We start from the raw sequence: 21,257 nt of genomic DNA, 5'->3' as shown, positions 1-21,257 counted from the left end.
GAGTATGGTAAGGCGCTCGAAGACCGTCAAGACAGCACCGGCCAAGCCCCGGCGCACTACCGAGGAGATCGTGTTCATGTCGCTCGTCGATACGCTCAATGCCCAGATGCGCCTGCCGGTGATCGGGGCACCGATGTTCATCCTGTCCAATCCGGAACTGGTCGTCGCCCAGTGTACGGCCGGGGTCGTCGGTTCGTTTCCGGCGCTCAACGCACGACCGGCCAGCGCGCTTGACGACTGGTTGAGCCGGATCGAGTCCGGCCTGGCAGCCGCACGTGAGGCCGACCCCGAAGCGCCGATCGCCCCGTATGCGGTCAACCAGATCGTGCACGGCTCGAACGACCGGCTCGATCACGATCTCGGGGTCTGCGTGGATCATCGAGTGCCGTTGATGATCACGAGCCTACGGCCACCGGGCGAGGTCGTGGCGGCGGCCCGGGACTACGGTGGCCATGTCTTTCACGACGTGATCAGCGTGCGACATGCCGAAAAAGCGATCGAGGCCGGCGTCGACGGCCTGATCGTGGTCTGTGCCGGGGCCGGCGGTCACGCCGGCACGTTGAGCCCCTTCGCGCTCGTTTCGGAGATCCGGCGTTTCTGGGACGGCCCACTGGTGCTGTCCGGGGCGATCACACGCGGCGAGCACGTGCTGGCCGCGCGTGCGATGGGGGCGGATTTCGCCTATATGGGCACGCGTTTCATTGCCAGCCGCGAGGCCGGCGCGGTCGAGGACTACAAGCGCATGGTCACCGAATCCACTGCCTCGGATATCGTCTATTCGAACCTGTTCACCGGGGTGCATGGCAACTATCTGCGCGGCTCGATCGCGGCTGCCGGCCTGAATCCCGACGATCTGCCCGAGGCCGACAAGTCACATATGTCGTTTGCCAGTGGCGGGGAGTCGGCGTCCAAGGCCTGGAAGGATATCTGGGGCGCGGGGCAGGGCGTGGGCACCATCGACGAGATCCAGCCGGTCGCCGACATCGTGGCGCGTCTGGTCGCAGAGTACGCAGGCGCTCGCGCGCGGCTATAAAGATTGCCCCGGCTCGGGTGTGACGATGCCCGGTCAGCCCTCGACCGGGCGCGCCGGGGCCGGCCGGGCGATTCAGTGACGGGCGCGCTTGTCGAGGAAGTGACGCATGACGGCCGCGACTTCGTCACTGGCCAGCCGCTGACCGAACAGCTCGGCCTCGCGTGCGATCTGGGCCTCCAGCGGTGCGTCGCCGCGTCCGGCGCGCAAGAGTTGCTTGGTCGCGGCCGTCGCGCCCGGTGACTTCGCCGCCAGACGTGCCGTCAGTTCAGCGGTCTTGGCCGACAGCGACGCGCGGGGCACGACATACGCGACCAGGCCCGTTGCCAGTGCCTCCTCGGCGCTCAGTGTATCCCCGGCCAGTAGCAGTCGGTTGGCCTGCTGGCGCCCGATCAGGGCCGGCAGGAGTGTCGACGAGCCGGCCTCGGGCACGAGCGCCAGATCGATGAAAGCCGTGTAAAAACGGGCATCGTCGGCCGCCACGACGAGATCGGCATGCAGCAGGAGGGTCGTGCCGATACCGGTGGCCTGGCCCTGGACCGCGACCACGACGGGCTTGTCGCACTGCGACAGATGACGCACGAAGGTCAGCGCCGGTCCGTCGACGCCCGCCGCGCCGTCCGCGGGGTCGATATCGGCGAAATCGGCGATGTCATTGCCGGCACAGAACATGTCGCCGTCGCCGACGAGACACACAACGCGTACCGACGTGGCCTGCGCGGCGAAGTCGATCGCCTGCGTGAGATCGGTGTACATCGCCTGCGTGAGCGCATTGCGCTTGTCGGCACGTGCCAGATGGATATGCAGGACGCTGTCGTCGAGATCCAGCCGAACGTGGCCGCTGGTGGGGTCGGGGAGTTGAGGCATGGTGTTTCCGATGTTTCCGTACGCTACCGTATTGATAGCATAGCTTGGTCGTGGACACGAAGTGATGCGGCCAAAACACGACGCAGCTGTCACAATCGCCGGCATGAAAGAACTCAACCGTGTGCTCGTCACCAACGACGATGGCATCGACGCGCCCGGCCTGGCCGTGGCCGAAACGCTGGCTGCGCGTCTGGCGGCCGAAGTCTGGGTCTTTGCCCCGAGCGGCAATCGGTCCGGCACGGCGCAGGCGCTGACGCTTCATGACGAACTGTCCGTCAGCCAGCGCGGCCCGCGTCGTTATGCGGTCACCGGCACGCCGGCCGACTGCGTGATGGCCGCGCTCGGCGGGCCCTGGCTGGACGGGGCGACGTTCGATCTTGTGCTGTCCGGCGTCAACTGGGGCGGCAATCTCTCGGACTCGGTCATGTATTCCGGCACCGTCGGCGCCGCGCTGGCCGGCGCGCATTTCGATATTCCGGCGATGGCGCTCAGCCAGGCCTTCGACGGTCCGACAACGCCCGATTTCTCCGTGGCCCGGGCCTGGGGCGAGGCGGTGTTCGAGCGCCTCTGGCCACTGCGTGACCGGCACGGCTGCTGCTGGAACGTGAATTTCCCGTCCGGCGATCCGGAAACGATCGGCGGGCTGCGTTTCACGCGACAGACCGGCGGGGCGATCCGGGCGACGCGCATGTCACGCGCCGAGGCCGGTGCCGATTATCGGCTCTCGTTCACGCGCGACATCGAGGCCGTGACCGATCCGCATGCCGACGTGGTCGCGATACGCGAGCGGGCGATCTCGGTCACGCCGCTGACCTGCACGCGACACGACAACGAACGGTTGTCCCATCTGGGGGCCGGCGCGGAGATCGACCTGCGCGCGCCGATTGCATCATCCGGCTGACGCCCGCAATGCATGCGGGCGCGGCGTGGTGGCGCCGGCGAACGCTCTGACGAGAGGTATCTCATGGCCAACGAAAAAGACCGGCCGCGGATCGTGGTGATCGGCGCCGGCGCAGTCGGCGGGTTCTACGGTGCGATTGCCCACCGTGCCGGCGCGCACGTGGCGCTCGTGCTCCGCTCGGATGTCGAGACGGTCCGACAGCACGGCTTGATCGTCGACAGCCCGCTCGGGGATCTGTCGTTCGCCCCGGCCGCCGTCCATGGACCGGACGATGAACCGGTTCCGGGCGCCGATTACGTCGTTTGTTGCGTCAAGGTCCTGCCGACAGTCGACCGCGCGTCACTCATCGCGCCCTGGGTCGGCCCGGATACGACTGTCGTGCTGATCGAGAACGGCATCGATATCGAGCCCGAGATCGCCTCGGCCCTGCCGGATCATGAATTGCTCAGTGGTCTGGCCTTCGTGGGTGTCAGCCGCCTCGGCCCGGGCCGTATCCGGCATCAGGCCTTTGGCCGACTCACGCTCGGTGCGTGGCCGGCCGGCACGACCCCGGCGCTCAGCGCGCTCGCGGCGCTTTTCGAAACCGGTGGCATCGATGTGAAGATCAGCGAAACGATCGTGCGAGAACGCTGGGCGAAGAGCCTCTGGAACGCGCCGTTCAACCCGATTTCCGTGCTGGCCGACGGCACCGATACCGATACGATGCTCGGCGTACCCGGTGGAGAAGCCCTTGTACGCGGCGTAATGGCCGAGGTGGCGGCGGTTGCCGCGGCCGACGGTCATCCGATGCCGGACGATGCGGCCGAGCGCAACATCGCGGCGACGCGGCAGATGACGGCCTATCGCAACAGCATGGCGCTCGACCATCGGGCAGGCCGGCCCCTCGAGATCGACGCGATTCTCGGCAATATCGTCGATATCGCCGCGCGGCTCGATGTGCCCGTGCCCCGGCTGGCCGGCCTGCGGGCCTTGGTCGCCATGAAGACCCGCGAGGCCGAACGCGCCGCCACGGGCAGCTGACCGGCCCGTGCGATCGGAGTAGGCTGACACCGACTGGGCCATGTGCCAACGGGAGGTGATGCTTGCTAGGCGACCGTGATGTGCTGGTGATCTACGATGAGCGCGTGCTCGCGCATCGTCCACAGGCAGAAGAGCCGTTTCTGCCGGGACGCATGAACAGCCGCGTACGTGGCATTCTCGACGGCCTGGGGCTCGAGGCCAAGTGGAGCTATCCCGAGCATCCGGGGCGCGTCATCGCCGTCAACGAGATGCTCCATGCCCAGCCGGTGCCCGGTGTCCGGTTCGCTGCCGGCGACAAGGCCACGATGGAGCAGCTGCAGCGGGTGCACACCACGTCCTATATCGAAAGCCTCCACGAACTCGCGGGCAAGCAGGCCTGGCTCGACGTGGATACCACCGCCATTTCCGCCGGCAGCATGGAGGCGGCCGAAGTCGCGGCCGGCTCCGTGATCCACGCCGTCGATGCGGTATTCGAACGCCGGGCCGAGTCGGCCTTCGTGCTGTGTCGACCGCCCGGGCATCACGCCAACGCTGTGCGCGCACGCGGATTCTGTCTATTCAACAATATCGCGGTCGGCGCCGCGCATGCCCAGGCCCACTGGGATGCCGATCGCGTGCTGATCATCGACTGGGATGCCCACCACGGCAACGGCACCCAGGACATATTCGCCGCCGACCCGAGCGTGATGTTCTTCGATACGCACCGGGCCGCGCCGTTCTATCCGGGTACGGGCCACATATCGGAAGTCGGCGAGGGGCTCGGGGAGGGCACCACGGTCAACGTGCCGTTACCCGGGGAGGCCGGCGACCGAGCCATGATTCGGGCTTTCGAGGACATACTCGTGCCGGCCGCCGAGTGGTTCCGTCCGGATCTGATCATGGTTTCGGCCGGCATGGACGCCCATATCACCGAGCTGTGCCTGACCATGACCTATGCGGGCTACAGCACGCTGACCGGTATCATCCAGCGGCTGGCCGACGAATACTGCGACGGGCGACTCGTCATGGCACTGGAAGGTGGCTACAACCCGGAAACCCTGGCGCGCTGCACGCGTACCACGCTCGAGGTCATGGCCGGCGGCCCGCCTGTCGAGCCGGTCGAACCCGGCATGGCCGAAGTCAGCGAAATCGCCGAATTCCATAATTCTGCGTTCTCGGATGCCGACTGATGCCAGCCGAGCGCAACGAGCGATCTGACGGGCAGCATGAGCCGCGCCTGCCCGTGGCGCTGGCGCCGGTCACCCCGGACAACTGGCAGGCCGTCATCGCGCTGCGACTCGAAGCGGCCCAGGCGGCCAACCTGGCCTCGAATCTCTATTCGCTGGCCGAGGCCTATGTCGTGCCGGCATGTCGGCCCATGGCGATCGTCGCCGGCCGGACCGTGGTCGGGTTCGTCATGTACGAATATCTGCCCGAACAGCGGATCTGCAGCATCCCGCGGTTCATGATCGACCATGCCTGGCAGGGCCGGGGCTATGGCCGTGCCGGTCTGGCCGCGACGTTGGTGCATATCCGCCAAGCATATCCGCAGGCCGCGATCGTCATCAGTCTTCTGCCGGGCAACGACGCCGCGCGCCAACTCTACGCGGCGCTGGGTTTCATCGATACCGGCGAATACCGGTACGGTGAGTTGATCATGCGCTACGACTGAGGGCCGATCGTCGGCGCCGCCGCAATGCATCCGCGTCTTGCCGGCTCGCGTAGAAAATCGTCATGGCCCGGATGCGCAAGAAAAGCGAACTGCCCGAAAAGATCTGCGTGCAGTGCGCGCGCCCTTTCAAATGGCGCCGGAAATGGGCGCGCGACTGGCATCACGTCAAGTTCTGCAGCCAGGCGTGCCGCCGCGCGCACAACCCGTCCGCGAAATGACGGCCGACCGAGTGACACGCACGGCCGCACGCCAACGGCTTGCCGCACGTCGCAGCTGAACGGTCAAAACCGTTAAAAACCGCCCGGAGATTAGGCTTCGCTGGTACTGTCGTAGCGATCGAGGTTATGGACCAACTGCATGATCTGGCTTCGCATCCGCTTGGCGTCGGTGGTCGTCATCTCCAGACGGCACAGCATTTCGTCGGATACGGCGGCAGCGCGCGACTTGAGCGCGGTACCGGCCTCGGTAAGCTCGATCAGAACGCGACGTTCATCCTCGGTGTCACGGCGCCGTGACACCAGCCCGGCGCGCTCCATGCGTTTGAGCAGCGGCGTGAGCGTGCCGCTGTCCAGAAACAGGGCGTCGCCCAGCTCACCCACGGAGCGCGGGGTGTCCTCCCAGAGGACCAGCATCACCAGATACTGCACGTACGTCAGGCCGAGCGGCTCCAGCAGCGGGCGGTAGGCACGCGTCAAGCGATGGGTGGCGGTATAAAGCGCAAAGCAGAGTTGCGCATCGAGCGCCGGGGCTTGTTGAGCCGCATCTTGGGATGAAGTCGCAGTCTTCATAGGTCTACACAGGTTCGAACGTGATCATTGTGCGCGCTTTCGATCGGTCGTGTCAGCTTGGTGGTGAAACGACCGGTCGAAGCGTGCGGTGAATCATGAGGCGGCCAGCGCTTCGGCGACCAGCGCGTAGGAGTGCAGCCGGGCGCCCGGATCGTGAATATTGGACACGATCATCAGCTCGTCGGCCCCGGTGCGCTCGGCGGTCGTTCTCAGTTGGGCGGCCACCTGCGCCGGATCGCCGATGATATGGCGTGCACGATTCTCTTCGATCGCTGCCTGTTCGGGCGCGGTGTAGGGATAGGCCGCGGCTTCCTCCGGCGAGGGTAATGGCAGGAACTCGCCCTTGCGCAGACGCAACCACATCAGATCGACCGTCTTCGCCAGGCGCTGGGCCTCGGCCTCCGTCTCGGCACAGATCACCGATACGCCGAGAATCGTGTGTGGTTCGGCGAATTGGGGCGAGGCTTCGAATGTCTCCCGATAGCTGGCGAGCGCCGGTGCCGGGTCGACCGGGCTGAAATGACTGGCAAAGCTGTAGCCGAAACCGCTCGCGCCGGCCACGTGGGCACTGGCGCCGGATGAGCCGAGAATCCAGATCGGCGGTAGCGGGGCGTCGTCCGGCATCACTCGAACGCCGGCATAGGGATGTTCGGGGCCATAGCGCCCATCGGCCAGTGACAGCATTTCCGTGAGCATGTCGCCGAAGTGGGCACCGGAACCGGCGCCGAGCGCGCGATTGGTTCGCGCATCCGACCCCGGGGCACGACCGAGACCGAGATCGACCCGGCCCGGATAGAGTGCCTCCAGTGTCCGGAAGTGCTCGGCCACCCGCATCGGCGAATGATTGGGCAGCATGATGCCGCCCGAGCCGATACGGATGCGCGAGGTCAATGCCCCGATACGCGAGAGCAGCACTTCCGGTGAGGCACTGGCGATGGCCGGCATGCCGTGATGTTCACTGATCCAGTACCGACGGTAGCCCGTGCGTTCGGCCAGCTGTGCCAGAGACACGCTGTCGCGAATCGCCGCGGACGGTGTCGTGCCGCTGGGAACGGGAACCAGATCGAGAACCGAAAGATCGAAAGCCATAACACTCATTGCGAATGTGTGTATCAATTACCCATGAGCTGTGGGGGCACAGTCGGGCAACGACAAACACGACGGCCGCGCCGTGCGGCCATAGCTGCTCACCGGATGTCAGTTACGGGTGACGATGATGTACACGGCATGAATGATGCCGGGCACGTAGCCGAAGATCGTCAGCAGGACGTTGAGCCAGAACTGCAGGCCGAGGCCGACCTGGAGAAACACGCCCAGCGGCGGCAGGAGAATCGAGAGAATGATGCGAATGACGTCCAAGATGATTGTCCTCTTGCAGATCGCCGGGCTCGGTCTCGACGATTGTTGAACATATCGATTTCGAGCCGAAAAGGCACGATCGAGACCGTCCAGCGTACAAAGTCTGGCGACATCATACGCAGATCAGTCGGTTCATTGCGTTCAGTCACGGTTAAACATTCGGACTCGGCGCCGTCTGCAGCGGATATTAATCCGATACTGTCATGAAAAACAGTTATATCCGAGTGGCGCTTCGGGGCGACCGGCGCGCCCTGCGTGATGCCGCAGGGCAATGCCCGATCAATACGCAGATCGCCCGCGCGACGGCGCGGCGGGATTGGCGCCGTTTCGATTGCCCGGTCAGGCTGTGATTGACCTGAAGATCGCCGCGGGATTGAAACAATCGTAGGTCGTGCGCCTGTGTCGTTGCACGGCGAGGAACGACGACAGGTCAGGGCACCGCCGTGCGCGCCACCTTGCGTCGCCTGACGCGCGGCCGATTGGCATCACGATGAGCGGCCGGGGCGATGATATGGATGGAACGATGCGCAGATACCCGGTCGCCGGGTGTGATCACGCACCGGCGGCACGTGATCGATGAAATTTGGATGCGCCTGTTCGGCGCGATCCGCGGTCAGGCGCGGACCGAAGGGCTGCGAACGAGGCATAGAATGCCATTGTCCGAGCCGTTGCCCTCGCTCAAGGTATTGCGGAATCCGTTACGTCCAAGACAGGCACTGCCGTTGGCCGGCGTGGACGCGGTCTTGGCCAGCAGCGTCGTGGGCGCTGGGGACAGCCGTGCGATCAAGGGCTGAATGCGTCGCTTGTACGCTGCCAGCCGCGTCTTGGGCAGGTTCCGGCCGTTCGGCAATTTGATCGTGAGCGGATTGTGCGCCACGCCGTAACGCCGGATCTCGAAGTGCAGGTGTGGCCCCGTCGCTTCGCCGGATTCGCCGACGTAACCGATCACCTGGCCCTTGGTAACGTGCTCGCCCACGTGCAACCCGCTCTGGATGCGGTGCATGTGCGCATAGCGCGTGCTGTAGCCGTCCATATTCTTCAATTCGACCAGACGACCATAGCCGTGCATCCAGCCGGAATACTTGACCACGCCATCGGCGGCTGCATGAATCGGCGCACCGATCGGTGCGGCCATGTCCACGCCCTTGTGTGGCCGGATGTGATGGGTGACCGGGTTCATCCGATGCAGGTTGAAGGGACTGCTGATGCGTGTGTAGGCCACCGGCTTGCGGGTGAAGGCGGGTTTGAACGAGTGACCGGCGCCGTCGAAATATGCGTACTTGCCGTCCGCGCCCTTGGCACGAAACGCTCGATAGATCTTGTGATCCGAGGTGATGCTGGCCGCGACCACGGGGCCGATGCCGACTTCTTCGCCGTTGGCATAGGTCGCCTGGTAGATCACTGAGAACTGATCACCCTTGTGCAACTGACGCAGGTCGTGTCGATACCGATAGATACGGGCCATATCGTCGGCCACGCGCGACGGCACGCCCTTGTCGGCCAACGAGTGGGCCAGCGATCCCTGTACCGTGCCGGACGCGGTGATTTCACGGGTCTGTGTCGGTACGTGGGCAATTGCGGCCTGCAGCCGATCGCCGTCGCGGTTCACGGTCAGGGTGCGAACGGAATCCAGTTTGTATCGGAGTTCGGCGAGCTGGCCCGTCGGAGTCTTGCGGATGTTGAGGGTATCGCCCGGGCGCAGGTGGCGTAGCGCCCGCGTGTCCTGCAGCGAAAGCAGTGGGCGCCATGTACTGGACCCGAGGCCGATGCGGGCCAGCGCCCCGGAGAGCGTGTCGCCGCGATGGATGGTGATCTGTTCCCAGGGCGTAATCTGCGGCGTGGTGGTCAGGCCGAGGGCTGCGGCCGCCTGCATCTGGTTGTCCTGCAGGGGTTCGATGCGCATTTCGTGATCGTTGTCGGTCATCGCGCTGCTGCGCGCGGAGCCGAGCCCGACGCCCGGCTGCGCAGCTGGTGGCGCGGCACTGGCGACCGAAACACATAAGGACAGGCTCAGCGCACTGGCCGCGCCCGCGCGCAACATCCGATTACCTTGCATCAAAAACCCTCGATGAACGTCGCATCCCCCTGTCTCCAATACACAGGCGACGTCGATCACTGTGGTGAATCCGGATCTAGACCGGCATACACCGCAAAAAGTTTCCCAGCCCATCGCAAAAAGGCGTCTTCCTCCGGCCGGCGCCCGCCGACCGGCTCCCTGCCGCCGATGCAATCGTCGTGCCGAATGTCGCCGAACGCGTTATCGAAGCCGTTGAAACGAAATGCCGAAATCCTTTCATTGAAAGGAACACGCGTACTCAGCACACGCCTTGTCGTCGGTTTCGAATCCGGTGCCGGCTGCGCAACAGACGCCACAACGAGGCGCATCATGGCAATCTACGGCGCATGTCGTCCAGTCGACGGCGTTGTTTTGCCACCAAAGTCCGATGTGATCGGCCCTGCGGTTGGCCGCTGCCTGTCGCGATGCACTCTGATGGGGCATGGCGGTCGGGCGCCGCGCCGACCGGATCTGTTGCGACGACCCCGTGGCCCGGCAAGCGTCGCGCGCCGCGGCGACCACGACCGGCGGCGGGTCAATTGCCTGTCGTCGTCGCGGCCGGCGTCGACGCGCCGGTGGCCTGGGTCAGTGATGCCGCCGACTGCTGCGACCAGCCGCCGCCGAGTGCGCGAAACAGATCCGCGGTATCGCGATAACGCGTGACCCGGGCCTCGGTGAAATCCAGTTCGGCACTCTGATACTGGGCCTGTGCGGTATAGAGGTTCACGTAGTCCGCGGCGCCATTGGCGAGCTGGGTCTGCACGATGGACAAATTATCCCGTGCTGCATCAAGCGCTGTGCGCTGTGCATCGACCGCCCGGGCATCCGCCTCGATCGAACGCAGCGCATTGGCCACGTCGCCGAATGCAGCCAGGGCCGTGGCCCGGTAGTCAGCCAGTGCCGCAACGTAGAGATCCTGGGCCTGGCGTCGTTCGGCACGCAGACGGCCCCCGGCAAAGACCGGGGCGGCGAGCCGGGCACCCAGGGTGTAGAGCGCATTGGCTGGGTCACCGAGATCGGCCGGCGTCAGCGCCTGGCGGCTGTAGGAGCCGCTGATGGTCAGATCGGGCAGCAGATTGGCCGTTGCCACGCCGATACGCGCGCTGGCGGCGTGGACCGCGGCTTCGGCAGCCAGAATATCCGGGCGCTGACGCACCAGCTGGCCGGGTAGGCTGGCGGGCAGCGTTTGGGGTAGGGTCAGCTGCGACAGCCGGAAATCCGGATCCGTGAACGTGCCGGGCGCACTGCCGACCAGTACCGCCAGACGGTTCGTGGCCAGCGTCTTCTGTTTCTTGAGCGGCTCCAGCGATGCGCGGGTGCGGGCCAGCTGCGTACGGATCTGGGTCGCATCGGCTTCGATGGCGGCCCCGAAACCGATCTGCTTCTTGACGATGGCCAGTGCGTCAGACTGGCTCTTGATGAGTTGTTCAGTGGTGTGGATCGCCTCGTTGAGGCCGGCCTCGGCGATGGCGGTGGCCACGATGTTGTTGATCAGCGTGACGTACGTATCGATGACCCGATACTGCTGCTCGTCCATGGCCGCATCCGCGGCCTCGATACGACGTCGCGTCTTGCCGAACAGGTCGAGATCGTAGCTGGCCGTCGCCTGGGCATCGTAGAAGTTGAATACGTTGGTGAACGTCGGATCGTTGATGCCGAACTGGGCACCCGTCACACGACGACGGTCATAACCGGCGCCGACATTGATCTGGGGATAGAGCGCGGCCTTGTTCTGCTTGACCACCTCGTTCGCGGCCTTGATGCGTGCCCGGCCGGCCGCCAGCGTCGGGCTATCGGCGATGGCGCGCCCGATCAATGCATCGAGCTTGTCGGATTCAAAGACCCGGTACCAGTCCGCGCGCACACGCTGGGCGCGGACGAAAGCCTGTTTCGGTACCGCCTGATCGTCGGAGCGGGTTGCCGACTGGCCGTCCTCGTCACCGGCGGTCCGATCATCGATGCGATATGCATCGTCGGAGGGGGCGCCCGGTTTGTGATAATCCGGTCCGACGGTGCAGGCACTGAGGGCAAGGACGAGCGCCGTCGTCGATGCGAGCCGATAGGGGGTCGAAAACACGCTGCGCATGAGGCGGGCCGAGCCGGCTGGGAAATGACTGCCGAATGCAGTTAAACGAGCGCCAATCTATGTGCCAGGTCGGTCGTTGTCAATTGCATATAATTTGGCGCCCGAGATCGGCCCGGACTGCCTCGGCGGTATCGGCGGGGCCGTGCAACCTTAAGGCCTTTTATTAACCCGGCATAAGAATAGATGATTTTTCGGGTTGATGACGCGCGTGTGCGAAAGCACGCGCGCCACGGCCAACGGCCGTGAAGCCATTGAAAATAAAAAGACGGACAAGTGCCGGCTTTTATTTTTCGATGGCGTTGAAAACAGCTGACGTCGTCAGCTGTTTTGGTGCCGGATTAATAATACTTCACACGTGATCGCGTTGCCGCCCGAAAACCGGCCATGCGGGGTTGCACGGTTTGATCTTGGCATGACCAAGGCCGGCGCGATGCGCCTTGCCTGGTCGGTTTTGGGGCGCAACCTGACGGGACGGCGGTCATTTTTTGCGCAATCCGGCGTTGTCGTTCGCGACGCCAGAATGACGGCCGTATGCGCCCGATGCCTTGTCTTTCAAAAAAAGATCGCCGGCGCGGCGCACGCGGGACGTGTTAACAGGCTCTGGACTATTGGCCTCTCCGGAGGATCGATGCCGTCATGCCGCCGGGTCAGGGCTCGCGTTCGAGCGGCGTCGGGTTTAACGTAGCGATGCTGCCTATTCCGCTTTGTCATCAAGGATCAACATGACGCGCAGGTCCGTTGTCTGGCTGTTCGCCACCGTCGTTTGCTGCACGCCGCTCGGCGCGCTGGCACAGCAACAGCAATCGTCGACGGACGCGGAGACCGACGCCATGGCGCCGGCACAGGCCGCGAAGGTGCTCGAGGACACGCGCCCGCGTGCTGAAAGCGGCGATGCGGCGGCACAGTACAATATGGGCGTGCTGTATGACCGTGGCATCGGCGTCGCCCAGAATTATGCGACCGCTCGGGGCTGGTACGAGAAAGCCGCGGCACAACACTACGGTCGGGCCGAACACAACCTCGGCATCATGTACGAGGCCGGCAAGGGCGTGGACAAGAATCTCGTCAAGGCAGCGCAATGGTTTCGGCGCGGCGCCGGGGACGGGCAGGCAGCCTCGGAGAACAATCTCGGGGTGCTCTACATGAAAGGGCACGGGGTCCCGCAGAATACCGGCAAGGCGGCTTTCTGGACCGCGCGCGCCGCTGCGGCGGGCAACGGCGCGGCTATCGATAATCTGCCACGTATCGTCGAGGATCTACCGCAGCGACACGTCAATGCCGACGACGTAAATGTACGCGACCAGCCGGATCGTAACGCCCGTATCGTGCGTCAGGCCGACAGTGACAGCGTTGTCGTGGTGCTGGCCCGCGAGGCCGATTGGACACAGGTCCTGTTCCCGAAGACCTACGAGATCGGCTGGGTGGCCAATTTCCTGCTCGCCGACAGCCTCGCCCCGTTGGCCGGCGGCGGCGATGACGACAGTCGCATGGCGACATCGCCGGAGCGTGGGGCGCCGACGGAATCCGCGCCACGCCCGAAGCAGGCGGCTGCGCCTTCGCCGCGCGATGACGACCCGGTGAGGCGCTCAGCGACGGAGAGCGGATCGGGGGCCAAGGTTGCGGCTGCCGCCGCGGATTCGGCCGCCGCCGCGGATAAGACGTCGCCGGGAACGAAACCGGAGCCTGCGGACAACGAGAAGCCAGGCGCGGCGACCGTTTCGAAACAGCCCACGGCAACCGCCGGCGGCTCGGATGAGGGCGCGGCCGCGAAGTCGGTCAAGCGTCGCGTGGGGGCGGGCACCGTCAATCTGCGTTCACGGCCGAGCCGTGCCGGCAAGGTGGTTGGCCAGGTTCACCGAAACGATGTCGTGACCGTCGAAGAGACGAAGAATGGCTGGGCACGTGTGCAGACCGCTGATAACCGAAAAGGCTGGCTTGCGGCTTATCTTCTGGTCGGCGAGTAGACACGTCGGCACCTCGCGACGTATGGGGTGATCGGGCACAAAAAAGCCGCCCCGACAGGGCGGCCCGGATGCGATGACATCAGTAGCGATGCCGCGCCGGCACGTGGTTACCGGCGCGACAGAGGCCACGACGGTGCGCCTTGGCGCCCGCCATTAGCCCACAGCTTGTATCGCCTGACGCACGCCCGGCGCGCGTCGTGTCACCCGGCAGGGTGACCGAAATCAGCCGTGGTCGGTGTTCTCGTCGTGCACGTGGCCGTGCTCGAGTTCCGTGGCGCTGGCTTCGCGCACGCCGGCGATGTTCACCGTGAAGTTCAGTGTCTGGCCTGCGAGCACGTGGTTGCCGTCAACCGTGACTTCGTCGCCATCGACTTCCTTGATGGTCACGATCATGGGCCCGGCATCGGACTCGGCCCGGAAGCTCATGCCCGGCGCCAGCTCGTCGACGCCCTGGAAGGCTTCCCGGTTGACCTTCTGCACGAGCTCTTCCCGATAGGGGCCGTAGCCTTCCTCGGGTTCGACGGTCGTCTGGACCTCGGCGCCTTCATCGTGGCCTTCGATGGCCTTTTCCAGACCCGGCACGATGTTGTCGTGGCCGTGCAGGTAGGAAAGCGGCTGACCTTCAGCCGACTGGTCGATGACCTCGCCGTCGTTGTCGCGCAGGACGTAATGGATGCTGACGACGTTATCGCGCTGGGCTTGCATGTTGGCCTCTTTGCAACGTTTTGCGTTTGTGAGCCGTTAAACCTTGAGACGATCATCGCAAAGTCAATGGCAATCGTTGCAATCGATGGCGAAAGCCCCCGAATCGGGGCTGAAAACGACAGAGCCGAGGCATGCCCCGGCTCTGTCGGTTCGTGACGCGGCGTCGGGTCAGCCCTCGAGTGCGGCGTCCAGGACGATGTCGGCGCCCTTGTAGAGACGGGATACCGGACAGGCATCCTTGGCCTTGCCGGCGATTTCCTTGAACTGGGCATCGTCCATGCCCGGGACCACGCCACGCGTGATCAGTTCGATCTTCTCGATCGTGGGTGTGCCGTCCACGGAGAAATGCACCTTGGCTTCGGTCTTCACCGAATCCGGTGCATGGCCTTCCTCGGCCAGCATGGCCGAGAACTGCATCGAGAAACAGCCGGCATGGGCCGCGCCGATCAGTTCTTCCGGGTTGGTGCCCGTGCCTTCCTCGAAACGCGTCTTGAAAGAGAACTGACCCTGATAGGCCCCGCTCTCGAGCTTCATGTCGCCCTTGCCGGACTTCAGATCACCCTGCCACTGCGCATTCGCCTTGCGTACGGGCATTGATCGCTCCCGATTGAGTTGATGATCGAATCAACATAAGGCTCTGCAGACGGGCTGACAAGCATCGTGTCGGCACACAATGTGCTAGGTTCATGCAACAACATCCGTTACCGGTCTCCCCGGGGGAAGGGCAATGAGTACGACGACCGACGACAGTTTCACTGTCGATTCCGATGCCGTTAAGAAAGCGGTTACCGCTGCCGGCATGGGCAATGCGCTGGAGTGGTTCGATTTCAGCGTGTATGCCTACATGGCCGGCACGGTCGGCAAGGTCTTTTTCCCCTCACACAGCGACAGTGCGTCGCTATTGTCGGCGCTTGCGGTGTTCGCGGTCGCCTTCCTCGTGCGCCCGCTCGGTGGCTTGTTCTTCGGTCCGCTCGGCGACAAGATCGGCCGCTCCAAGGTGCTGGCAACCACCATTATCATGATGTCGGCCGGCACCTTCGTGGTCGGTCTGTTGCCGAGCTTCGCCACCATCGGTCTCTGGGCGCCCATTCTTCTGATCGCCGCGCGTCTGGTTCAGGGATTTTCGACCGGCGGTGAATACGGTGGTGCGGCCACCTTCATCTGCGAGTACTCGCCGGACGATCGACGCGGGTTTCTGGCCAGCTTCCTCGAGTTCGGCACGCTCGCCGGCTATTCGCTGGGCGCGATCGTGGTGCTCGGCACCCAGCTCGGGATGGGCGATGCGGCATTCGCCGACTGGGGCTGGCGTATTCCGTTTCTGATCGCTGCGCCGCTCGGCCTGTTCGGCCTGTACCTGCGTTTGAAGCTGGAAGACAGTCCGGCCTTCGAGCAGGTCAAGGAATCCGGTGAGGCCGACGGCTCGCTCGCCGAAGTGGTGACCAGTCACATGCGGCAGCTGCTGTTGTGCATCGGACTCGTGATCATTCTCAACGTGGCCTACTACACGGTCCTGACATATCTGCCGAGCTATCTCGAGTCAGTTCTCAACATGAGTTCCCTCGAATCCACCGGTCTTCTTGTCATCACGATGATCGTGATGATGTGCGTGATCTTCCTGTTCGGCGGGCTATCGGATACGGTCGGCCGCAAGCCGGTGCTGATCGGGACCTGTATCGGGTTCATTCTGTTGTCGTATCCGGCGTTCTGGCTGATGGGCACGACGACAGTCGCCGGTGTGGTGGTCGCGCTCGCGATCCTGGGGCTGTTGACGGTTTCACTGGCCGGAACCATGCCGGCGACGCTGCCGGCGATCTTTCCGACCCGGGTACGCTATGGCGGCTTCGCGATCGCCTACAACATCTCCACGTCCCTGTTCGGCGGTACCGCGCCTTATCTCATCCAGTGGCTGATCGGCGAGACCGGCAGCAAGATGGTGCCGGCCTTCTATCTGATGGCCGCCGCCGCGGTCGCGCTCGTGCCGATCATGCTGATTCCGGAGACCGCACGGCGTCCGCTACCGGGCTCGAAGGCCCAGTACTCGGGTCGGGGTGGTCCCGCCCGCGAGCCGGCACCCGCGGCCTGATCAAGATAGGACGTAGACAGCGAAAAGGCCGCCCCCGGGCGGCCTTTTTTATGAACGACAACTGTGTGCTGACACTTTCAAGCCTGGGCGTCGACGATATCCAGGCTGTATGCAGACAATGGCAGGCGAGAGCTGATCGGCACGCCGGGCACCGTGGGGCGAGGCCTGGGCGCGGGCAGCGGATGCGGTCGGCTGCCGGACCAGGCGGCACCCGCGTTGCCGGCCCACACTGGCTTGGCCCTGGAATAACCAAGGCCGGCGCCATACGCCTTGGCTGGCCGGTTTCTGGGCGGCAACGCCGTCACGGGCGAAGTGTTATTGACCCAGCCTAAAAATAGATGATTTTTCGGGTTGATAACGCGCGTGTGCGACAGCACGCGCGCCACGGCCAACGGCCGTGAAGCCATTGAAGATAAAAAGACGGACAAGTGCCGGCGTTTCTTTCGATGGCGTTGAAAACAGCTGACGTCGTCAGCTGTTTGGGTGCCGGATTAATAACAGGCCCGTGTCGCGCATGGCGATGTCCGGTGCGATCGAGACGCGTTCGCCGGACACAAAAAAGCCCGGCACGAGGCCGGGCCTAGATGGCGACGAAATCGTCCGCCGATCAGTTGTTGTCGGTTGCGTCGTCAGCCTGGTCGGCCGCATCGTCCATGGCATCCGATGCATTGTCCGCGGCATCGTCCACGGCGTCGCTGGCGTTATCGGTCGCGTTGTCGACCTTCTCACCGGCCTTTTCGGCCGGACCGTCGTTGCTATCGCAGGCGGACAGGCCGAGCGTCGACACGCCGAGAACGGCGGCGATCAGCAGCGCGGATAATTTATGGCTCATTGTAATCTCCCAGAAATAGGTCGGTGAGGGCACGAAACGCCAGATGTTCCATGCGAGCCTTCCGATTATAGAAAAAGCCACCCTTTCCAATCTCTGAACAAGCAAGGCCTATCCGGCCGACCGGCTTAGTGCCGCGTCGATCGGACGATGTCGCGCTGTCGGGCGGGCCGATCGGGCGCGTTTTCATGGCATCGAATCCGAGTCGAGCGGTCTGCCACTCGGTCGATCATGTGGTCGCTCGTGGTGGACGGAGCGCCGTGCCGGGCCCGGTCGGTCGGCAGGTGGGTGGGCGCGAGATTCATCGGATCGGCTTCGATCGTCCCGATCGCGCTGGCCCCAGGTCAGGCAGTCGTCGCGTGCAGAAGACAGCGTTTGTACAATCGGCAGCCTTCAGGTCCGCATCGCGCGGCCGCACTGCGGTCCGGCGCGCCGCGTTCGACTCATCGGGAGTGTTGGATGTTCGCGTATATCAAGGCGCTGATCGCCGGTTTTCTATCTGTCCTGACGTTTCATCAGGGCATGCTCTGGGGGCTCGATCGACTGGATTATCTGCAGGCCAGGGCCTGGGATCTGTCGCCCGTGCCGCCGTTCGAGATCCCCGCGGTCATCTCGATGGCGTGCTGGGGAGCGCTTTGGGGGGTATTGCTCTGGCTGTTGATTCGACGCGCCGAGGCGGCCGGCTACTATGTTGGTGCCATCATCCTGGGCGCGATCCTGCCGACCGCGGTTGCGTTGTCGATCGTGCCGCTCGTTCACGGCGCCAGCCTCGAGGACCTCGTATCCGGGTTGAGTGTCAATCGGGTCGCGATCGGCATGGCGCTCAACGGTTCGTTCGGGCTGGGCGTGGCAGTGTTCATGCGCCTAATGCATCCGCCACGCTGATATCGCCGGCCGGCGGAATCCTTGGCGCCGAGCGTCCGTCACAGGGCAGATTCAGCACGAACTTGGTCTGCATGCCGGGCTCGACGGCGCGACTGATTTCGAGGTCTCCGCCATGGCTGCGGGCGAGCGAGCGGCTGATATGCAGTCCCAGGCCCAGGCCGTCGAGTTTGGTGCTATCGAAGGCAGCGAAGGCGTCGATGCCGTCCTCGATGCCGGTGCCGTTGTCAGAAACACAGATCTCTACGTGATAGGGATCCGGCAGGCGCACGGATACATCGATGCGCCGTTGATGGTCCGGAGTATCGGCCATCAGAAGCGCATCGATCGCGTTCTGAATGAGGTTGCGCAGTATCTGTTGCAGGAAAATGCGATCGACGGCGATCTGTTTCTCGGCGGCCTCGTCGGCGATATGCAATCGAAGTTGAATACGTTCGCGGCGTAGCGCGCTGTCGTAGAGCCGCTGTACCTCGGCCAGCATTCGATCCAGTTGGTGCCAATCGATGCTCGGTTGACCGTGGCGCGCATAATCGCGCAGGTGTCGCACGATCGTGCTGGCGCGCTCGATCTCGTCGTCGGCTTGAAGGACGGCGTCATACCAGGTCGCCCCGGAGTGGCGGCCGGCGTGATGGGTACGGGCCAGCTGCGTTCGGGCGGCGGTCAGCGGCTGGCCGATGTCGTGTGCGACACCGGCACCGATTGCCGCAAAAAGGCTGAAGCGTTCGCGCACGGCCAGACGATCGCCGAGCTCGGCTCGTTGATCGTTGTCTGCGATCTCGTTCGTGATGTCGTTGGCGAAGCCGGCAAGCCGGTACAATGCCTGTTCGTCGTCGTAGACACGCCATGCACGATCGCGGATCCAGCGGATCTCGCCGTCCGGACGGGTAATGCGATAGGTCTCGTCGTAGCGGCCCTCGCGGGCGTCTCGCTTGAAGGCTTTCAAGACCCGTTCGCGGTCGTCGTCGTGAACCCAAGCCAGCCGACGGCCCGGATCGGAATACAGACTTTGGCAGGTCTGGCCCCAGATCGCCTCGTAGGCCGGGCTGATATAAATCAACTTGTCGCCGAGCGCATTGGTCATCCAGAAGACTTCGTGAATATGCTCGGCCAGCTCGCGGAAAGCGCGTGCATCCGCCTCGGCTGTTTCCGCGCGCTGTTCGAGGCGTTCGTTATCGCGACGCAGGGCACGGATAGTCTCAAGCGCGTCCTCGAGACAGGCGGGCGATTCGTCGGGAGTCAGGTGCGAAGCTTCGGACATGCGGTACTCGACGGAAGGCGGGGGTGCATTGTCGCCTCTAGTATGATGGGATGATCGTGATTCGGTTCGTCTGATCCGAAATGATACTGAGGGAAAGGGTGAAAAAAGACTTTCATATACATATCGTCGACGACGACGCGAGCGTTCGTGAGTCGCTCAAGGCATTGATCGGCGGCGAAGGCTACGGCGTGTCCTGTTATGCGAGCGGTCAGAACTTTCTCGACCACTCGAATGGCGTTTCCGGGTGCGTCATCATCGATCTGAAACTCATCGATATGAACGGATTGGCGCTGCAACGTGCGCTGATCACACAGCAGGCCGAAGTGGATGTCATCGTTGTCAGTGCCTACGGCGATATCGAACATGCCGTGGAATCCATGCGGCTGGGGGCAGTGGATTTTCTTGAAAAACCCTTCGACCCGGAGCAGCTGCTCAATCGACTCGATCACTTGGCGCACGCTGCTGATGCCGCCGGTCGACTGCAGCGGGATGCGCGACAGCGCGCGGCCCTGATCGATACGTTGACGCCACGCGAAAAACAGGTGCTTTCAGGCATCGTCGAGGGCCAGGCCAACAAGGAAGTCGCCGCTGACCTGGGTATCAGTGCCCGCACGGTGGAAACGCATCGCGTTCACATCATGCAGAAACTGCAGGCCAATTCACTGGCGCATCTGGTTCGAATCTGGCTTGAGGCATCGGCCCGCAAGGAGCCGATCGCCGAAGCATCCTGAGCCCGGCGGGCTGAGGCATCGTTGGCCGGACCGTGCGCATTGCCATGGCGTCATGCCCGACGTGTCGCGGCTCGGTCGCTGGGGCCGAGCCGCGGTCTGACGGTTATATCTTCGGACCGCGTCCGCGTACGGCGTTGGAAATCAGCGCCAGCACGAACAGCACGAGGAAGATGAAGAACAGGATCTTGGCGATGCCTGCGGCACCGGCGGCAATACCACCGAAGCCGAACACAGCGGCAATGATGGCGATAACGAAGAATACGACTGCCCAACCCAACATGGTGCGCCTCCTTTTTATGATGCACTTTGGCGAGATCGACTCGGTCTCGGTCTGACACCGCGGCGTCGATCAACTCTGGATATTACGTGGTTTGTTGTACGCCACATGAATGAAGTGCGAGCCGTCTGTCGACAGCCGCACCGCCCTACTAGTCTCTGATCTGGGTGTTCAGCTGCTTGGCGATCTGTTCGTCGTCGTGCTGCGTCCAGTCCTTGTCGATCGTGTCGACGATGCGCTTGCTGACGGTGTTGTCGAGCTTGTCGCGAAGATGGCCGAGAAACGAGGGCGCGGCAACCAGCACGAGTTCGTCGAACGCGTTGTCGTTGCTCGCCGACTTGAGTTTCTCGGCAACTTGCTTGGCGAATATGTCCGCGTGCTTTTCACTGGTGCGTGTCTGCGGATCGGACTGGCGCTGGCCCGCGCCGCCGGCGTCGTGCACTTCGCCCTTGCCACCGGTACGCAGGTCGCCTTCATGAAGACGGCTCTCCTCGTGATAGTCGGCGCCGATGCGCTCGAGTGCGCCATCAGGCGTGCGCGAGAAGAAACGGGCGGCAGCCGCGTCGGCGACGATGATCCACTGCGTAGCCATGTTTGTCCTGACCTTGGTGCGAATGCCTGTTTCGGCCGGTCCGATGAACAGAGCGGTCCGGCTTCTGATCCTTGATCGTTACGCTATCAGCGCCGCTGCCCGTCGCCATCCGTTCTATTACGCAAGCCCCGCTGCAAAGCGGCGACGGTCCCGGTAAGCTGCCCGCGAATCATCGATC

General features: G+C 63.9%; 24 protein-coding genes. 10 read left to right on the top strand and 14 right to left on the bottom strand.

Translation table 11 applies throughout. The features are described 5' to 3' along the window. Window positions 1–76: 76 nt before the first annotated feature. Window positions 77–1,033 carry a nitronate monooxygenase family protein gene (locus tag D3260_RS15580; protein ID WP_120099552.1) on the top strand — a complete coding sequence of 319 codons (957 nt, stop codon included), beginning with the start codon at window positions 77–79 and terminating at the stop codon, window positions 1,031–1,033. A 72-nt stretch (window positions 1,034–1,105) separates the two neighbouring features. Here the strand turns inward: D3260_RS15580 and D3260_RS15575 are convergent, their stop codons facing one another. Further along, window positions 1,106–1,897 (bottom strand): enoyl-CoA hydratase/isomerase family protein, encoded by a 792-nt coding sequence (locus D3260_RS15575; RefSeq protein WP_120099532.1) that lies wholly within the window; start codon window positions 1,895–1,897, stop codon window positions 1,106–1,108. A gap of 103 nt (window positions 1,898–2,000) precedes the next feature. Here D3260_RS15575 and surE point away from each other — a divergent pair, with 103 nt between their 5' ends. From surE to D3260_RS15550, 5 genes are all read left to right on the top strand, one after another. Beyond that, a complete protein-coding gene (gene surE / locus D3260_RS15570) occupies window positions 2,001–2,798 on the top strand; it encodes a 5'/3'-nucleotidase SurE (protein WP_120099531.1) in 798 nt (265 codons plus the stop codon). A 63-nt stretch (window positions 2,799–2,861) separates the two neighbouring features. Next, complete coding sequence (locus D3260_RS15565) at window positions 2,862–3,818, top strand: ketopantoate reductase family protein (RefSeq protein WP_120099551.1); 957 nt, start codon at window positions 2,862–2,864, stop codon at window positions 3,816–3,818. A gap of 62 nt (window positions 3,819–3,880) precedes the next feature. Further along, window positions 3,881–4,987 carry a histone deacetylase gene (locus tag D3260_RS15560; protein WP_199671546.1) on the top strand — a complete coding sequence of 369 codons (1,107 nt, stop codon included), beginning with the start codon at window positions 3,881–3,883 and terminating at the stop codon, window positions 4,985–4,987. Continuing rightward, window positions 4,987–5,469 carry a GNAT family N-acetyltransferase gene (locus D3260_RS15555; protein WP_120099530.1) on the top strand — a complete coding sequence of 161 codons (483 nt, stop codon included), beginning with the start codon at window positions 4,987–4,989 and terminating at the stop codon, window positions 5,467–5,469. Before D3260_RS15560 ends, D3260_RS15555 begins: the two co-directional genes overlap by 1 nt. A 62-nt stretch (window positions 5,470–5,531) precedes the next feature. Continuing rightward, complete coding sequence (locus D3260_RS15550) at window positions 5,532–5,687, top strand: DUF2256 domain-containing protein (protein ID WP_120099529.1); 156 nt, start codon at window positions 5,532–5,534, stop codon at window positions 5,685–5,687. Between the two features lie 90 nt (window positions 5,688–5,777). Here the strand turns inward: D3260_RS15550 and D3260_RS15545 are convergent, their stop codons facing one another. The 6 genes from D3260_RS15545 to D3260_RS15525 form a co-directional block, all read right to left on the bottom strand. Further along, the gene (locus D3260_RS15545) at window positions 5,778–6,257 is read right to left on the bottom strand and encodes a MarR family winged helix-turn-helix transcriptional regulator (protein ID WP_120099528.1); all 480 of its coding nucleotides are present in this window, start codon (window positions 6,255–6,257) and stop codon (window positions 5,778–5,780) included. 93 nt (window positions 6,258–6,350) lie between these two features. Further along, entirely contained in the window at window positions 6,351–7,346 is a 996-nt protein-coding gene (locus tag D3260_RS15540) for an LLM class flavin-dependent oxidoreductase (protein ID WP_120099527.1), read from the bottom strand. A gap of 108 nt (window positions 7,347–7,454) precedes the next feature. Then, window positions 7,455–7,616, bottom strand: a complete 162-nt coding sequence (locus D3260_RS15535) for a YqaE/Pmp3 family membrane protein (protein ID WP_120099526.1) — start codon at window positions 7,614–7,616, stop codon at window positions 7,455–7,457. Window positions 7,617–8,229: 613 nt separating this feature from the next. Then, on the bottom strand, window positions 8,230–9,672 hold the full coding sequence (locus D3260_RS15530) for a peptidoglycan DD-metalloendopeptidase family protein (RefSeq protein ID WP_158583572.1): 1,443 nt from the start codon (window positions 9,670–9,672) through the stop codon (window positions 8,230–8,232). 56 nt (window positions 9,673–9,728) lie between these two features. Then, window positions 9,729–10,004 (bottom strand): hypothetical protein, encoded by a 276-nt coding sequence (locus tag D3260_RS17380; RefSeq protein ID WP_147418233.1) that lies wholly within the window; start codon window positions 10,002–10,004, stop codon window positions 9,729–9,731. 203 nt (window positions 10,005–10,207) lie between these two features. Continuing rightward, window positions 10,208–11,758, bottom strand: a complete 1,551-nt coding sequence (locus D3260_RS15525) for an efflux transporter outer membrane subunit (protein ID WP_120099524.1) — start codon at window positions 11,756–11,758, stop codon at window positions 10,208–10,210. Between the two features lie 722 nt (window positions 11,759–12,480). Here D3260_RS15525 and D3260_RS15520 point away from each other — a divergent pair. After that, window positions 12,481–13,722 (top strand): SH3 domain-containing protein, encoded by a 1,242-nt coding sequence (locus D3260_RS15520; RefSeq protein ID WP_120099523.1) that lies wholly within the window; start codon window positions 12,481–12,483, stop codon window positions 13,720–13,722. 222 nt (window positions 13,723–13,944) lie between these two features. On the opposite strand, the gene D3260_RS15515 is transcribed toward D3260_RS15520, so the two are convergent. Next, entirely contained in the window at window positions 13,945–14,427 is a 483-nt protein-coding gene (locus D3260_RS15515; RefSeq protein ID WP_120099522.1) for a peptidylprolyl isomerase, read from the bottom strand. Window positions 14,428–14,595: 168 nt separating this feature from the next. Beyond that, on the bottom strand, window positions 14,596–15,021 hold the full coding sequence (locus D3260_RS15510) for an OsmC family protein (protein ID WP_120099521.1): 426 nt from the start codon (window positions 15,019–15,021) through the stop codon (window positions 14,596–14,598). 133 nt (window positions 15,022–15,154) lie between these two features. Between D3260_RS15510 and D3260_RS15505 the strand changes: the two genes are divergently transcribed. Beyond that, window positions 15,155–16,510, top strand: coding sequence for an MFS transporter (locus D3260_RS15505; RefSeq protein WP_120099520.1), 1,356 nt, complete (start codon window positions 15,155–15,157; stop codon window positions 16,508–16,510). A gap of 77 nt (window positions 16,511–16,587) precedes the next feature. Here the strand turns inward: D3260_RS15505 and D3260_RS17565 are convergent, their stop codons facing one another. Then, complete coding sequence (locus tag D3260_RS17565) at window positions 16,588–16,896, bottom strand: hypothetical protein (RefSeq protein WP_158583571.1); 309 nt, start codon at window positions 16,894–16,896, stop codon at window positions 16,588–16,590. Between the two features lie 221 nt (window positions 16,897–17,117). Beyond that, the gene (locus tag D3260_RS15500) at window positions 17,118–17,342 is read right to left on the bottom strand and encodes a hypothetical protein (protein ID WP_120099519.1); all 225 of its coding nucleotides are present in this window, start codon (window positions 17,340–17,342) and stop codon (window positions 17,118–17,120) included. Between the two features lie 456 nt (window positions 17,343–17,798). Between D3260_RS15500 and D3260_RS15495 the strand changes: the two genes are divergently transcribed. Beyond that, complete coding sequence (locus D3260_RS15495) at window positions 17,799–18,224, top strand: hypothetical protein (RefSeq protein WP_120099518.1); 426 nt, start codon at window positions 17,799–17,801, stop codon at window positions 18,222–18,224. Here D3260_RS15495 and D3260_RS15490 read toward each other — a convergent pair. After that, the gene (locus D3260_RS15490; RefSeq protein WP_120099517.1) at window positions 18,196–19,479 is read right to left on the bottom strand and encodes a sensor histidine kinase; all 1,284 of its coding nucleotides are present in this window, start codon (window positions 19,477–19,479) and stop codon (window positions 18,196–18,198) included. The genes D3260_RS15495 and D3260_RS15490 overlap by 29 nt on opposite strands. Before the next feature lie 98 nt (window positions 19,480–19,577). Between D3260_RS15490 and D3260_RS15485 the strand changes: the two genes are divergently transcribed. Then, the gene (locus D3260_RS15485) at window positions 19,578–20,210 is read left to right on the top strand and encodes a response regulator transcription factor (RefSeq protein WP_158583570.1); all 633 of its coding nucleotides are present in this window, start codon (window positions 19,578–19,580) and stop codon (window positions 20,208–20,210) included. Between the two features lie 103 nt (window positions 20,211–20,313). On the opposite strand, the gene D3260_RS15480 is transcribed toward D3260_RS15485, so the two are convergent. Continuing rightward, window positions 20,314–20,490, bottom strand: coding sequence for a DUF1328 domain-containing protein (locus D3260_RS15480; protein ID WP_120099515.1), 177 nt, complete (start codon window positions 20,488–20,490; stop codon window positions 20,314–20,316). Between the two features lie 148 nt (window positions 20,491–20,638). Continuing rightward, a complete protein-coding gene (locus D3260_RS15475) occupies window positions 20,639–21,079 on the bottom strand; it encodes a host attachment protein (RefSeq protein WP_120099514.1) in 441 nt (146 codons plus the stop codon). Window positions 21,080–21,257: the final 178 nt, after the last annotated feature.

This window comes from Salinisphaera sp. Q1T1-3 (assembly GCF_003602005.1).
GTDB lineage: Bacteria > Pseudomonadota > Gammaproteobacteria > Nevskiales > Salinisphaeraceae > Salinisphaera.
The sequence above is the reverse complement of the archived record's forward strand: the minus strand, read 5'-3'. Positions and strand labels throughout refer to the sequence as shown.

Excerpts from the sequence above, each read along its gene's own strand:
- D3260_RS15580 (WP_120099552.1), top strand. The coding sequence starts at position 77 with ATGTCGCTCGTCGATACGCTCAATGCCCAGATGCGCCTGCCGGTGATC.
- D3260_RS15520 (WP_120099523.1), top strand. The coding sequence starts at position 12,481 with ATGACGCGCAGGTCCGTTGTCTGGCTGTTCGCCACCGTCGTTTGCTGC.
- D3260_RS15555 (WP_120099530.1), top strand. The coding sequence starts at position 4,987 with ATGCCAGCCGAGCGCAACGAGCGATCTGACGGGCAGCATGAGCCGCGC.
- D3260_RS15510 (WP_120099521.1), bottom strand. The coding sequence starts at position 15,021 with ATGCCCGTACGCAAGGCGAATGCGCAGTGGCAGGGTGATCTGAAGTCC.
- D3260_RS15565 (WP_120099551.1), top strand. The coding sequence starts at position 2,862 with ATGGCCAACGAAAAAGACCGGCCGCGGATCGTGGTGATCGGCGCCGGC.
- D3260_RS15545 (WP_120099528.1), bottom strand. The coding sequence starts at position 6,257 with ATGAAGACTGCGACTTCATCCCAAGATGCGGCTCAACAAGCCCCGGCG.
- D3260_RS15540 (WP_120099527.1), bottom strand. The coding sequence starts at position 7,346 with ATGGCTTTCGATCTTTCGGTTCTCGATCTGGTTCCCGTTCCCAGCGGC.
- D3260_RS15480 (WP_120099515.1), bottom strand. The coding sequence starts at position 20,490 with ATGTTGGGTTGGGCAGTCGTATTCTTCGTTATCGCCATCATTGCCGCT.
- D3260_RS15525 (WP_120099524.1), bottom strand. The coding sequence starts at position 11,758 with ATGCGCAGCGTGTTTTCGACCCCCTATCGGCTCGCATCGACGACGGCG.
- D3260_RS15515 (WP_120099522.1), bottom strand. The coding sequence starts at position 14,427 with ATGCAAGCCCAGCGCGATAACGTCGTCAGCATCCATTACGTCCTGCGC.
- D3260_RS15495 (WP_120099518.1), top strand. The coding sequence starts at position 17,799 with ATGTTCGCGTATATCAAGGCGCTGATCGCCGGTTTTCTATCTGTCCTG.
- D3260_RS15530 (WP_158583572.1), bottom strand. The coding sequence starts at position 9,672 with ATGCAAGGTAATCGGATGTTGCGCGCGGGCGCGGCCAGTGCGCTGAGC.
- surE (WP_120099531.1), top strand. The coding sequence starts at position 2,001 with ATGAAAGAACTCAACCGTGTGCTCGTCACCAACGACGATGGCATCGAC.
- D3260_RS15490 (WP_120099517.1), bottom strand. The coding sequence starts at position 19,479 with ATGTCCGAAGCTTCGCACCTGACTCCCGACGAATCGCCCGCCTGTCTC.
- D3260_RS15505 (WP_120099520.1), top strand. The coding sequence starts at position 15,155 with ATGAGTACGACGACCGACGACAGTTTCACTGTCGATTCCGATGCCGTT.
- D3260_RS15575 (WP_120099532.1), bottom strand. The coding sequence starts at position 1,897 with ATGCCTCAACTCCCCGACCCCACCAGCGGCCACGTTCGGCTGGATCTC.
- D3260_RS15550 (WP_120099529.1), top strand. The coding sequence starts at position 5,532 with ATGGCCCGGATGCGCAAGAAAAGCGAACTGCCCGAAAAGATCTGCGTG.
- D3260_RS17380 (WP_147418233.1), bottom strand. The coding sequence starts at position 10,004 with ATGATGCGCCTCGTTGTGGCGTCTGTTGCGCAGCCGGCACCGGATTCG.
- D3260_RS15475 (WP_120099514.1), bottom strand. The coding sequence starts at position 21,079 with ATGGCTACGCAGTGGATCATCGTCGCCGACGCGGCTGCCGCCCGTTTC.
- D3260_RS15500 (WP_120099519.1), bottom strand. The coding sequence starts at position 17,342 with ATGAGCCATAAATTATCCGCGCTGCTGATCGCCGCCGTTCTCGGCGTG.